A 13411-nucleotide genomic window follows, 5' to 3' on the forward strand; every position below is an offset into this window, starting at 1 on the left:
TTCTTATTGGCTGGAGTTCGAAGGATTATTAATAAGCGAATAATCTGCTTGGGCTTTAATAATAGTTGTATTGTTGCTTGAAAGTGCTGTTGAAACTTCAGATGATGCCGCAGATGGTTTTTGCTTTTCACTAAGCGCTGCGTAATAGTTATCCCAGATAATTCGTGGGTCAAAACTGAGTGACGAAAGTAAGGTTAAGACCACAACCGCACTAAAAGCCACGGCGCCCGGTCCAGCTAAAATTGTTGCCAGTGATTGGATTTGAATTAATGCAGTCAATAAGGCAACCACAAAGACATCAATCATTGACCATTTACCAACGATCTCAACTAAGCGGTATAGCTTGGCGCAGTTTTCGGGTGAAAAATTCCAGCGTTTCGAGGATTGTAAACGCACAGCAATGATTAAAAAAAATAAAATGAGTAATTTCAGCATTGGAATAAAGATACTGGCGCAAAAAATCACGCTAGCAACAAAATAATCGCCACTATGCCAAAAATAAATGACTCCCGTTAAGATGGTATCTTGCTGGCTGCCGAACAGTGAATCGGTGATTGTCATCGGCATAACATTGGCAGGAATATATAAAATTGCCGCAGCAGTAACCAAAGCCAGTGTGCGATCTAGACTTTGCGGTTTACGGTGGTGTAATAGCGTATGGCAGCGGATGCACTTTATCGTAAGATTTTTATTTTCAGTTTGCTCGGTTTCAGCAGTTTGAGTGGAGTTTAATAAACCACAGCAATGACATAACCTCAGTGATAGATCTTGCGCACGAGGATAGTGTTGTAGCGAAAGCTCAATCGAGTCTTGTTGTTTCATGGCAGGCACCTATCGATTTCATCCCAGATACTGGTTAACTTCACCGATGCGATATAGACCATCAGTACACTCAGGGCGGCAAAAGCCCACAATGCAATCCCCGGAATCACGGTTACCATTCCCACTAACTTAACCAATGTCACCAACACCCCAATCAGAAACACCTCGATCATGCCCCAGATTCTAAATAACGATAAAATACGAAGTGCCGGTACTAAAAATGTGGGGCGAGTTTTAAATAGTCCCACAAAGCTAAGAATATAAATAAGTAACAGTAAATCCAAAAGCGGAACAATAAAGGTCGTGATTAGAATTAATACCCCAACGAAGGCGCGATCTACTTGAAACATTGTCCATGCTGCACCCAATAAGGTGGTTTGTGAACTGTTCCCTTGTAATTCAACTTTAACAATTGGAAAGCAGTTCGCAATAATAAATACGATCAGTGCCGTGAGCACGACTGCCAAGAGGCCCGTGAAGGACTTACTCTGTTGATAAAGTTCTGCACCACAACAAATACAATATGCGCGCTCACCTGGTGCCAGTTGTACCTTACGATAAACAGTATCGCATTCCTCACAGCCCACCAATTCTGCATAAGCTAAAGCCTTAGCCTGAATCGCTGAATCTGAGGCTTCAGTGGATGAAACTTGCGTGCTTAATGGCGATTGGCTCATAGAGCATAAGTACCTTTTTAATTATTCATTTAGATTTAGAAAATAGTTCTAGACTATTCATTTAGTATGATAAGTATGACTTCGATCATAGCTTGTTCAGTTTGCGCAGACAATAAGTAGCGTGATAGATTTCTCTAATATAACAATTGATAATCATCATCTACGGCGTGTCAAGTTTGCCTCATGAATAGTCAGTCCATCTAAATAAAAAATAACACGTGATTATTAATATGAAGTATCTAGTATGCGTTTTATCACGAACTTATTTATTGGTAAATATAAGTTGAGTTGAATTTCTGTAGTTCAGCCACCAAAATAAAATCCGGTTGCTTTGGGTGCCGCCAATTCAAAATTTAATAGCTGCTTTTCAATCCGATCATATTGAATCGTCTGTTGTTGGGTGAGCTGCTCAAAACTTTCATAATAATGCATCGCACCATTTTGTAATTCAGAAGACAGCGTACCTAGTGCCCAATCATTTTTATTTCCCAGTACAAATAAATGCGCCTTTGCTCGTGTCACGGCGACATTGAGTAAATTGGGTTTACTGTTAACCCATTTAATACCACCCGCCTTTTTACGTACTTCTGAGGCAGCTGCACAGAAAATTACGGTCGAGGCTTCTTTGCCTTGGAAGGTATGCACAGTACCAATGTGGTCATTGCAAAAATCTGCTATTTTTTTATTGGCTGCTGCTTTACCAAAAGCTTGCATCATCCACGCATGATTACATTCATCTTTTGCGATTCGATTCCACGCACGGACCAGTTCCTTTTTCATGCTGGTAAAGGGCGTAATAATAAACACCCCACCTTTAAGCATTGCAGGTTGCTGTTCTGCCAAATGTTGAATGAGTTGCAGTGCGACATCAGCTTCGGCTTGATTGGCATAACCACCCCCACGCAATTTAGCCGACTGTTCTTCAACATGAATCCAACCACTGGCAATAAAATCTAAATCGGCCACGATATTGGGGCTGGTTGCTGAAACCATTTTATTGTCATAGGCAATACGGTTCGCAATTGAAAACATTGGTTCCAGACAACGGCGATGTACCAACAGCGGAATCCCGACTTTACGCGTTCCAATGAGCGCATAATAATTGCCGGCTTGATCCGCTAAGCTTTGTGCTGAACTATTCGAGACCAGAAAATCATCACCCCACTGTTTTTCCGCATACTGTTTAGACAGCGGTAGATAATCCTCAGCGATGGATTTATCAATTTGATATGGAATCGTGACTACCGGTTCCAGTTGAATCGGATCACCAACAAAAATGACTTGCTTGCAGCGCTGTAATAAACCCACCGCATGAAAGTTTACCGCTTGCCCTGCTTCATCTAACATCGCCAAACCAAAACCTTGTGCCTGTTGCATCAATTTAAATTGATTTTCTACAGACGACAGCGAGGTACTCACAACGGGGAAGAATAAAAATAAAATGCTCCACAGCAATTGATGATGTGGAATCTTTTCATTACTTTCGAGGGTTCCATCTAATAAGGATTCTAAGTCATCCCAATACGCTTCAAATGCTTTTGCCTTTGATTCCAGAATGGCTTCATTTAAAGCCAAGGCTGCCGCAAATAGTTTTGATCTGACCTCATTTAAGGCCATCGAACTAAAGGGCGATCTTTGCTGCAAAGCGCGTTCTTTTTTAAGCTTGGCAACTGCTGATGCATCTACTCTAGACAGGTCAACTTGATAAGCCTGTGGATCAGTTAAATGCAGTTCTGGGTCGAGTTCCCATGTTCGGGTATTTTCAGGATTTAAAATAAACTGTTCAGCAGCATTTACAGATGAATGCAGACGTTTAAATAAAGCGTCGAATTCAGTTTTGGCAGTCTCCAATTTATTTTGGTGATGGGTTAGATATATCTTCTTACCAAACCACTGCTTCTTGACATCTTCGATCGCTGTAATTGCAGCTTGCCAGTCATTTTCACTTAAGGTTTTCCAATGTTCGATAAAATCAGTAATGTCTAGCTGATTGTCTGCTACTTTATACAGTGCCTGACTGAATGCCTGAAAGAAATCATGATGTTTTTTAAAGTTTGAACATTGCTTAAAATCATCGAGCATTGCATGAATGCTTTGCGTTTTTTTCCAAAGATGAATGTGTTTTGAAAGAATACTGGCTCGTTTTTCGATATCGCTTTCAGCTTTCAGTTTTTTCAGTAAGGGATTGAGCTTATAAATATCATCCAAATACTTAAGATGATTCACCAGTTTTTTTAAGGTGTTCTTAAATTCCTTACGGTTAGACGCATTCCCCAATACCGCACAGAATATTCCCCAATCACCAGACTTCGCCACAGCACTAAAATGCTGAAACTGGTTGTTAAAAATGCTGTCTATACTCGATTGTGCTGGTAATTCCTTAGAGATATTCTCCACTGCTTTATTGTTACTCGAAGCAACCAGCAGGCTAAAATCCATAATCTGCTGGTGCAAATCATCATTATTGAACCAGTCCCGATCTGATGAGTCCTGCGCAGGGTCGCGACTATACTCAAGCAACAGCTTGGTTCTTTGCACAAAGCGATCTGCAATAATATCTTTAAGTAAGGTGGTTTTACCGGTTCCTGGTGGCCCATTAACTGCCACCACTGGATTTTGTTTAATTTCTTTGGCGATATTCACAGCGACTGTCTGTAATAAGCTCAAGCCATACTGCGGGTGACTGGGCCAACGCCCAAATGAAATACGATTACTCAGCGGAACAAAAAATTCACCTTGATTCACGGCCTCTGGTACAAAGTATTGTTGTTCACTGCCCAAGAGATACTTTTGCAAAGGGACAGATAAAGCGTCTATACCATGCGCGGTGACTTTAGCGATACAGCTTTCCAAATCTTTCACAAAGAATGGCCCCAACTGCTGTGACTCATTACCCTCAGGGTAATAGCAATAACGCCACCTAAAGGTCAGTTCATTATTCGGGGTAATCACAGGCTTATCGGTACTGCCAATATAATCATCATACTGTGCATCAATGGCTTGGCAATGTTGCAACATAAACGCTTGTGCTGCCTGCTCTGGCCAAAACTTTTTTGCCAGTATTCGATTTACCCGTTTGATCGCCATTTGCAGCGCTTCAGTACTGAATAAATCTTTATTTTCAACATCAGTAAAGGTTGTTGTTAATATATTTTCAATATCCTCCACCCGTGAGGCAATCCATTCAGACAAACTCATATTATGGGCAGTCGAGGGTGGGCATTTTCGGTAAATCGTTCGAATGGTGGATAGATTAATAATTAAATCTTTCTGTTCTGCCGACAACTTCCATTTCATGACGCCTTGCTCTGCATCCCAACTCGGTACAAAGCTATGTGCAACCAGATAAGTCCGTGGCACGATTACATTTGGATGGCGATCTGTCGCAGCCACAATATAACCGGCTTTATGACACTGAAACATAATCGTTAAGCGGCTATCTTCATTTAATATTTTTGGATCAAGCCCGACTTTTTCACTTAAGTCTTGCTTTATTTTCTGTTCAAAACTATCGGCTTCTTCGCTTAAAATATCTTTGCCATTTTTAAATGGGCATTCAGGTAAATCAAAGAGTTCAATATCCAACCAATAATTTAAAATATTTTCACAACGTTGTTGCTGAGCAATCTCTGCTTCAGATTGAATCTCATGTTCAGTGATGGCTGAATGATTATGATGATGATCTAGTCGGTCTGGCGCTTTTCGATTGAGGAGTTTATTTAAAACATCTTTTAAATCTATACGCATTCTTATTCCTAGATCGGGGCAGTCGCAGGGTCAAATCCTAAGAGGGAGCGCATTTGACCCTGCGACTCTAAGCATTCATTGAGATAAATCGATCATTTTGATCAAATTAAATGTATTAAATCAAGTTTTTAGTAATTTAACATAGATGTTAAGACGCGAATACCCTTAGACCATCAATACAACTTAACCCTTAAACTGGGTAATACGCTGCCCCATCTGTTCTGCCAGTGCTTGTAAGCCACTCAATGAACGAATCATCACTTCAAACTCAACGATTTGGCCTTCTGCATTAAAGCGGATCATATCAATCCCTTTCAGTTGCTTGTCGGCAACATTGGCGGAAAACTCAAGCACTACGCTTTGATGATCTGCGGTAAAAAATTCGCGGTCATATTTAAAATTTTCAAATACCTCAATCACATTCGTTAAAATAAACGTCACCACCGCCTTGCCCACATAAGGCTTAAATGCCACTGGTGAGCGAAATACCACATCCTCTGCCAAAAGCGTCGTTAAAATGCTTAAATCACCTGTTGCTAACATGTGATGCCAATGTTGAATCGATACTGCTGTTTGTGGATATTGCATACTTATTTCCTTTTTTATTCGAATCAGATTGTGATTTGCGATTACTACGCTGAGATATGCTGGGTATTTTTCAGTTAAGAACAAAAGTTTTAGTTAAACATAAAGAATAATAGGCAGGATTACGTAAGATGAAGCCGCACGGTGTGGCTTCATCCTCAATGACCTTATAACAACGGCTTAAATCACTGCTGCCAGTTCAGCACCTTGACGAATGGCGCGTTTGGCATCAAGTTCACCCGCTTGCTTCGCTCCACCAATTAAATGTACATTGATGCCATCTGCCTGTAGTTGTTCAAACATCGCAGTATTGGAAACTTGCCCTGCACAGATCACCACCTGATCGACCTCAAGCAACATTGCTTTGTCTGCAACCGTAATATGTAAGCCTTGATCATCAATCTTGTCATAGCGCACCCCAGAGAGCATTTGCACCTGACGTTGTTTCAGTCCTGCACGGTGTATCCACCCTGTGGTCTTGCCTAGGCCTGCACCTACTGGCGTTTCTTTACGTTGTAATAGATAGACCTGACGAGGTGAAGTTTCTACTGCGGCCGCTTTAATGCCACCCGCCTGTGCATATTCACGGTCAATTCCCCATTCATCATAGAATTTCTCTGGGTTGAGACTGCCACTTTCTCCACTGTGAGTTAAATACTCTGCGGTATCAAAGCCGATCCCTCCCGCGCCTATAATCGCGACTTTCTCACCCACAGTAATGCGATCACGTAATACCTCTAAATACGACAGCACTTTCGGATGATCGATCCCTTCAATCTCTAAATGACGTGGGGTCACGCCAGTCGCGACAACGATTTCATCAAATTGCGCTTGTTTGAGTTGCTCATACGTCGCCGTTTGATTGAGACAAAGCTTGATGTTGGGATAAAGCTCAATTTGACGTTTGAAGTAGCGCAGTGTTTCATAGAACTCTTCTTTGCCCGGAATGGTTTTGGCAATGTTAAACTGCCCGCCAATCTGATGAGATGCCTCAAAAATAGTGACCTCATGCCCACGCTGTGCGGCATAGGTGGCAAAGCTCAGTCCTGCCGGCCCTGCACCAATCACCGCAATATTCTTGATGATGTCTGCGCTTTTAAATAACAGTTCAGTTTCATAGCATGCCCGCGGATTGACCAAGCAGGAAGCGATTTGCATGCTAAAGATTTGATCTAAACAGGCTTGGTTACAGCCAATACAGGTATTGATTTCATCACTGCGTCCTTCACTGGCTTTTTTGACAAATTCAGCATCGGCAAGCATTGGTCGTGCCATCGACACCATGTCGGCATCTCCTGACGCAAGCACATACTCTGCCATTTCAGGGGTATTAATCCGGTTTGAAGTGACCAGTGGAATATTCACCAAACCTTTCAGTTTTTTAGTGACCCAAGTAAAGGCTGCACGCGGCACTTTGGTGGCAATGGTCGGAATACGTGCTTCGTGCCAACCAATCCCGGTATTTAAAATCGTTGCACCTGCCTGTTCAATCGCCTTGGCCAGTTGCACGACTTCATCAAAGCTTGAACCGCCTTCAACCAAGTCCAACATCGACAAACGATAGATAATAATAAAATGTTCACCCACCTCTGCACGGGTACGTTTCACAATCTCAACCGCTAGGCGAATACGATTTTCATAGCTGCCTCCCCATTCATCATCACGATGGTTGGTGCGTGCCGCAATAAACTCGTTAATGAGGTAGCCTTCTGATCCCATAATTTCAACGCCATCATAGCCTGCGTACTTGGCTAATTTGGCACAGTTGGCAAAGTCAGCAATGGTCTGTTGGACTTCAGCAGAGGTCAATGCATGTGGTTTCACTGGATTAATCGGTGCTTGAATTGCAGATGGCGCAACGTTATCTGCTTGATAGGAGTAGCGTCCAGTATGTAATATTTGTAGCGCAATTTTGCCATCAGCCGCGTGTACCGCCTGAGTAATGACTTTATGCTTTTCTGCTTCGGCCAAGCTGTCGAGTTTTGAACCACCAGCAAAAGTCACCCCAGCATCATTCGGTGCAATGCCCCCAGTCACAATCAGCCCGACACCACCTTGGGCACGTTCAGCATAAAAAGCGGCCATCCGCTCATAGCCATGTTCAGCTTCTTCGAGTCCGACATGCATAGATCCCATCAATACGCGGTTTTTTAAAGTGGTAAAACCCAGATCTAATGGGGTGAGTAAATGCGGAAAACTTGACATGTATGCTCCTGCGCTGGCGTATGCTGGCTTTTTATTTTTCAATCAAAACAAGTTGAATTACAGATGAATGGCTATTTTTATAATCTAGTTTCTATTTTAATGCAACATGTTGCATAATGACTGTTCATCTTATGCTTCGTAATTGATTTTTTCATGTCTCTCAGTCATGCACTTTTAACCAGTCTTTTAGAAAAACCCAGCACCGGGATCGAACTTGCACGGCGCTTTGATCGTTCGATGGGCTTTTTTTGGCAAGCCACGCATCAACAGATTTATCGTGAATTGAGCAGCATGTTAAAAAATGACTGGATTTCGACCCTTGAGCAGCCCGATTATGCCGGTCGTAAAAAAACCTATCAGGTTGAAGCTTTGGGGCGCCAAGCCTTGGCCGATTGGATGGTCAAACAAAGTTCACCGGCACAGTTACGTGAAGAACTCATGGTCCGTTTACGCGCAGAAGCACAGTTGAACAGCAATAAAATGTTGCCTGAGCTAGAACGTCATTTGCTCCTGCATCAACAAAACCTAAAAATCTATCAGCAGATTTATGCCAAAGATTTTTCTCAAGCCTGTACGCAAGATCGGACCTTGTTTATTCATAAAATGATTTTACAATTGGGCATTGATCTGGAAATGGGCTGGATCAAATGGTTGGAGGACTTTATTCCTCAATTAAAAGCCTTTGATGCCCAAGTTTAAGTTGTAGCGTATTCATGACTCGGCCAGCACAAGCAATAAAATATTGAGGAATCGAAGATGTCTTTCTATGCAATGCCAGATGGTGAATCTTTATTTGTTCGTGAAATTGGTCAGGGCCAACCAGTGCTGATCCTTTCAGGCCTCGGTATGCAAAGTTGGCAATGGATTCCTTATTTACTGCCAAATCTAAAGAATTATCGCTTTATTATTCCAGATTGGCGTGGTTTTGGTGGGTCCAAGCACTGTAAAATCCCGAATGACCTCAATGCCATTCAAAGCCATTGGTCTGATGTTGAGTGCTTGATCAAACAACTGGCCTTAACCGATTTTATTTTAATTGCCTATTCGATGGGCGCAACCACCGCCATGCATGGTATGCAATATGCCCAGCTTGGTGAGCAACTCAAAGCTTACTTACATATCGATCAGACCCCCAAAATTCCGAGTGATGCCAATTGGCCTTATGGCTTGTTCGGTAAAAAATATCCAAAATTTATGCAGTTGCTGCAAAAGATGTCGGATTTTCTGACTGAACATCAACATCTTGAACGGATTGAGCAACTTGAAACCCAGCCCCGTCAAACTCTGATTAAAATGTGGCTGCGCTTTATTCAGCTACAAGGCAGCAATAAACTCAGTCCATTGCTGTTTAAACTTGCGTTAAAACGACCGAAATTGCAAAAGCATCTTTTGCCCATGCAACGTCTAGATTATTTGTCGTGGTATATCCGTAATTACCTTGAACATGATCAAGATTATCGGCAAGCAATTACCGACTTACGCTGTCCAACCACCTTTTTTATTGGCGAGCGCTCCAGTTTGTATGCGGCACAAGGTCAAATCCAAATTGCCCAAGGCTTAGCACAGAGTCAGCAGATTATGTTTAAACATTCAGGACATACACCACTGTTGACGGAGCCTTTCAAGTTTAGCCGTGAGTTGAGCTCTTTTTTAAACCAAAGCCATTAACCAATCTAAAGCAAACTCATTTGGCAAAGCCCTACCTTAAAGCGCATCATTTTAGGGTCTTGCCTAAGCATTTGAACCAAGCATTTAGAATCATTGGAATCAAGTGCTTGAACAGTGCTTGAACTTGGTTTTTTGAAGCTAGTGTCTGCGCTTAGTGTTTGCCCGAAAATTTAGAAAAAATGTCGAACAGCCTCGCGGTCATATTTGACCCCTTCCAAATCATAGATTTGATAGATACAGCCAAATAAGGCACGAATATCATCACTTGGCTCTAAACCACGCATTGCAAGAAAGATCGGGCTGATCGCATCGGCATCCATCAAAGGAATATAGCTCACATGCGGCATTTGTACTTTGCTGGCACTTTCAGGAACAATGCAAATCCCTTCACCCGCAGCCACCAAGCCCAAAGCGACTTGAATATCACGCACTTCTTGGGTGTATTTCGGTGCTAAACCATGCTCAGAATACAGCGCTTGTACTTGGTTAGAGAAATTGGGCTTAGACGTGGTTGGATAGAAAAATTGGGATTCATCGGCAATGTCGGCCAAAAATATGCCCTGTTGATGTTGCGATAAAGGGTGGCTGTTGCGCACGGCAATACTCAGTCGTTCCTCACGCAATAAAATACGGCGCACGGCAGGATCTGAAATCCGTAACCGACCAAAGCCCACATCAATCTTGCCTTCTTTTAAGGCTTGAATTTGATCTTTGGTACTGATTTCAAGAACTTCAACTTTAAGTTGTGGGTACTGCTGACGATAAAAATAAATAATGCGTGGTAATAAACCATAGAGCAAAGAAGAGACAAAGCCGATACGAACCACACGGTCGGTAGAACCAACCCGCTGTGTCATCGATTTAATTTCTTCAGCATTGGCCAATAGCTTGGTGGCATGCTGATAAAAAAAATGTCCAGCAGCGGTGGTTTGCAAAGGTCGGCTACCACGCTCAAACAGTTGTGTACCAAGCTCTTGTTCTAAATTTTGGATTTGACGACTTAAAGGCGGTTGTGCAATAAAAAGCCGCTCAGCCGCTTTGGTAAAGCTCTGCTCTTCGACGACTGCAACAAAATAACGTAAATGACGAAGTTCCATTTTTATGCATACCTTAGAAGTATAAATAAATGCCAATATAATCTTAGACAGCATTAAATCATTCTTTTAAGGTATTCACAAATGAAATGAAAATGAATATGGTGAATTAGCCAAATGTATAAATCAATCGAGACCATCCTTGTAGATATTCCTACAATACGTCCACACAAACTTTCTGTGACGACGATGCAAACCCAAACCTTGGTGTTGGTCAAAATTACCACGGAAGACGGTCTGGTTGGTTGGGGAGAAGCCACCACGATTGGCGGTCTCAATTATGCAGAAGAAAGTCCTGAAAGTGTTAAGACCAATATTGAAACTTATTTTGCGCCCTTGCTCAAATCCCTAAAAGGATTGAACATTGCGCAAACCATGCAACAGCTCAATAAGGCGATTAATGGCAACCGCTTTGCTAAATGTGCGGTTCAAACCGCACTGCTGGATATTCAAGCCAAGCGTTTGTCATTGCCGCTCAGTGAATTGTTGGGTGGTCGTTTACGTGACCGTTTACCGGTACTTTGGACTTTAGCATCGGGTGATACAGCCAAAGATATCGCTGAAGCTGAGAAAATGATTGCAGCAAAACGCCATAACTTCTTTAAGTTGAAAATCGGTGCCAACCCTTGGCAACAAGACGTTGATCATGTGATTGCAATCAAGAAAGCCCTTGGCCCAGATGTCAGTATCCGTGTTGATGTAAACCGTGCATGGTCAGAGCAAGAATGCATCCATGGGATTCAGCAATTGCAAGATGGCGGCATTGACCTCATTGAACAGCCCTGCTCAATTGACCAAAATGATACCTTGACCCGTTTAACCCAGCGTTTCGATGTGGCGATTATGGCCGATGAAGTGCTGACGGGTCCGGTGAGTGCTTATCGTCTTGCCAAGCAACATGCTGCTGGTGTATTTGCGGTTAAAATCGCCCAATCTGGTGGTTTGATTGAAGCTTGTGAAGTGGCAACCATTGCTGGACTTGCTGGAATTGATCTGTACGGTGGCACCATGCTCGAAGGTCCAGTGGGCAGTATTGCTTCGGCACATGCCTTCTCTACCTTTAAAAGCTTGGCCTTCGGCACCGAATTATTTGGTCCGTTGTTGCTCACTGAAGATATTTTAAAAACCCCATTACAGTATGAAAATTTTGAGTTGGTGGTTCCAAATACCCCAGGACTCGGAATTGAAATTGATGAAGACCGTATCGAGCAATTACGCCGTTAAGCCGTCAAAATCGTTATAACGCAATATTAGGAGCAGATTATGTTGTTTCATGTTCGTATGGATGTTCACATTCCAATCGATATGCCAGCTGAACAGGCCAACCAAATTAAAACGGTTGAAAAAGCCTATTCACAAGATTTACAACGTCAAGGAAAATGGCGTCATATTTGGCGTGTTACTGGCCAATATTCAAACATCAGTATTTTTGATGTAGAAAGCAACGAAGAACTGCACAACATTTTGCAAGGCTTACCGCTTTATCCATACATGGATATTGAAGTTATGCCGCTTAATCGTCATCCTTCTTCTGTTCGTGACGATGACAGTTAATTAATCGACTTTTGTATTCAGGGGGTGATGGGTTGATTGATAACTTAATTGATTAACCCCAATGTGTTGCTCACTTGCCTAAGCTTCACCCCCATAAGCTTAATTTTGAAGGAGATCGGACTTTCTGACTGTCCCAAAAAATTAAGCTTCATTTTATTACAGATGATTTGCTTGAATGACTTAAATTCACTACATTAAATTAAAGGCATTCAGTAGGTACTTTTACGAAAGCAGCCAATCCAATCGGCTGTTCTGGTAAGGGTAATCAATGCATCATCTATTCAATACCATTTTAGCCGTTCGAGATGTTGATCAAAACACAGACCATCCCGACCCATCATTGAGTTGAATCCAGCTGGAATTTAACGAGGAAAGACCATGATCGATAAAAGTTCCACTTCTTTAGCAGAAGTCCTTTCACAAATTAAAGATGGTTCAAGCATCATGATTGGTGGTTTTGGCACGGCTGGTCAGCCTGCCGAATTAATTGATGGTCTGATTGAGCTGGGCTGCAAAGATTTGGTGATTATCAATAACAATGCGGGTAATGGTGACTATGGCTTAGCCAAGTTACTAAAAACAGGGGCTGTTCGAAAAATTATTTGCTCATTTCCACGCCAATCGGACTCTTGGGTCTTTGACGAACTGTTCCACGCTGGAAAAATTGAATTGGAATTGGTACCACAAGGCAATCTCGCCTGTCGTATTCAAGCCGCAGGTATGGGACTTGGTCCAGTATATACCCCGACTGGTTTTGGGACGCTGTTGGCCGAAGGCAAACCCACCATGAACTATGAAGGCAAAGACTATGTATTGGAAAACCCAATCCGTGCCGACTTTGCATTGATTAAAGCGCATCAAGGCGATCGTTGGGGCAATTTGGTCTATAACAAATCTGCACGAAACTTTGGCCCGATTATGGCGATGGCTGCCGATGTGACCATTGCCCAAGTCGCCCAAGTGGTCGAGCTTGGTGCCTTAGATCCAGAGCACATCATTACTGCCGGTATTTTTGTCCAACATGTGGTTCAGGTTCAACCTGCACAATAAGCATCCAGA

The 13411-nt window shown here is 42.5% G+C and carries 11 protein-coding genes; 5 read left to right on the plus strand and 6 right to left on the minus strand.

Translation table 11 applies throughout. The features are described 5' to 3' along the window. Positions 1-3: 3 nt before the first annotated feature. The 5 genes from FD716_RS09040 to FD716_RS09060 form a co-directional block, all read right to left on the minus strand. Positions 4-822: a paraquat-inducible protein A gene (locus tag FD716_RS09040; protein ID WP_139852017.1), complete on the minus strand. Its 819-nt coding sequence runs from the start codon at positions 820-822 to the stop codon at positions 4-6. After that, positions 819-1499, minus strand: a complete 681-nt coding sequence (locus tag FD716_RS09045) for a paraquat-inducible protein A (RefSeq protein WP_139852018.1) — start codon at positions 1497-1499, stop codon at positions 819-821. Before FD716_RS09045 ends, FD716_RS09040 begins: the two co-directional genes overlap by 4 nt. 303 nt (positions 1500-1802) lie before the next feature. Beyond that, positions 1803-5246, minus strand: coding sequence for a DEAD/DEAH box helicase (locus FD716_RS09050; protein ID WP_139852019.1), 3444 nt, complete (start codon positions 5244-5246; stop codon positions 1803-1805). A gap of 183 nt (positions 5247-5429) precedes the next feature. Further along, on the minus strand, positions 5430-5834 hold the full coding sequence (locus FD716_RS09055; protein ID WP_139852020.1) for a nuclear transport factor 2 family protein: 405 nt from the start codon (positions 5832-5834) through the stop codon (positions 5430-5432). Between the two features lie 177 nt (positions 5835-6011). Further along, entirely contained in the window at positions 6012-8036 is a 2025-nt protein-coding gene (locus tag FD716_RS09060) for an NADPH-dependent 2,4-dienoyl-CoA reductase (RefSeq protein ID WP_139852021.1), read from the minus strand. A 153-nt stretch (positions 8037-8189) separates the two neighbouring features. Between FD716_RS09060 and FD716_RS09065 the strand changes: the two genes are divergently transcribed. Both FD716_RS09065 and FD716_RS09070 read left to right on the plus strand, forming a co-directional pair. After that, positions 8190-8735, plus strand: coding sequence for a PadR family transcriptional regulator (locus tag FD716_RS09065; RefSeq protein WP_139852022.1), 546 nt, complete (start codon positions 8190-8192; stop codon positions 8733-8735). A 57-nt stretch (positions 8736-8792) separates the two neighbouring features. Further along, positions 8793-9704, plus strand: a complete 912-nt coding sequence (locus FD716_RS09070) for an alpha/beta fold hydrolase (RefSeq protein WP_139852023.1) — start codon at positions 8793-8795, stop codon at positions 9702-9704. A 170-nt stretch (positions 9705-9874) separates the two neighbouring features. On the opposite strand, the gene FD716_RS09075 is transcribed toward FD716_RS09070, so the two are convergent. Continuing rightward, complete coding sequence (locus FD716_RS09075; protein WP_139852024.1) at positions 9875-10801, minus strand: LysR family transcriptional regulator; 927 nt, start codon at positions 10799-10801, stop codon at positions 9875-9877. Between the two features lie 114 nt (positions 10802-10915). Between FD716_RS09075 and FD716_RS09080 the strand changes: the two genes are divergently transcribed. The 3 genes from FD716_RS09080 (at position 10916) to FD716_RS09090 (ending at position 13402) form a co-directional block, all read left to right on the plus strand. Further along, positions 10916-12022 (plus strand): muconate/chloromuconate family cycloisomerase, encoded by a 1107-nt coding sequence (locus tag FD716_RS09080; RefSeq protein WP_139852025.1) that lies wholly within the window; start codon positions 10916-10918, stop codon positions 12020-12022. Between the two features lie 39 nt (positions 12023-12061). Beyond that, positions 12062-12352 (plus strand): muconolactone Delta-isomerase, encoded by a 291-nt coding sequence (catC, locus tag FD716_RS09085; protein WP_139852026.1) that lies wholly within the window; start codon positions 12062-12064, stop codon positions 12350-12352. Positions 12353-12730: 378 nt separating this feature from the next. Next, entirely contained in the window at positions 12731-13402 is a 672-nt protein-coding gene (locus tag FD716_RS09090; RefSeq protein ID WP_139852027.1) for a 3-oxoacid CoA-transferase subunit A, read from the plus strand. Positions 13403-13411 lie beyond the last annotated feature (9 nt).

Source organism: Acinetobacter pullicarnis, assembly GCF_006352475.1.
Lineage (GTDB): Bacteria > Pseudomonadota > Gammaproteobacteria > Pseudomonadales > Moraxellaceae > Acinetobacter > Acinetobacter pullicarnis.

Coding starts and splice junctions, on each gene's coding strand:
- FD716_RS09040 (WP_139852017.1), bottom strand. CDS start 822: ATGAAACAACAAGACTCGATTGAGCTTTCGCTACAACACTATCCTCGT.
- FD716_RS09045 (WP_139852018.1), bottom strand. CDS start 1,499: ATGAGCCAATCGCCATTAAGCACGCAAGTTTCATCCACTGAAGCCTCA.
- FD716_RS09050 (WP_139852019.1), bottom strand. CDS start 5,246: ATGCGTATAGATTTAAAAGATGTTTTAAATAAACTCCTCAATCGAAAA.
- FD716_RS09055 (WP_139852020.1), bottom strand. CDS start 5,834: ATGCAATATCCACAAACAGCAGTATCGATTCAACATTGGCATCACATG.
- FD716_RS09060 (WP_139852021.1), bottom strand. CDS start 8,036: ATGTCAAGTTTTCCGCATTTACTCACCCCATTAGATCTGGGTTTTACC.
- FD716_RS09065 (WP_139852022.1), top strand. CDS start 8,190: ATGTCTCTCAGTCATGCACTTTTAACCAGTCTTTTAGAAAAACCCAGC.
- FD716_RS09070 (WP_139852023.1), top strand. CDS start 8,793: ATGTCTTTCTATGCAATGCCAGATGGTGAATCTTTATTTGTTCGTGAA.
- FD716_RS09075 (WP_139852024.1), bottom strand. CDS start 10,801: ATGGAACTTCGTCATTTACGTTATTTTGTTGCAGTCGTCGAAGAGCAG.
- FD716_RS09080 (WP_139852025.1), top strand. CDS start 10,916: ATGTATAAATCAATCGAGACCATCCTTGTAGATATTCCTACAATACGT.
- catC (WP_139852026.1), top strand. CDS start 12,062: ATGTTGTTTCATGTTCGTATGGATGTTCACATTCCAATCGATATGCCA.
- FD716_RS09090 (WP_139852027.1), top strand. CDS start 12,731: ATGATCGATAAAAGTTCCACTTCTTTAGCAGAAGTCCTTTCACAAATT.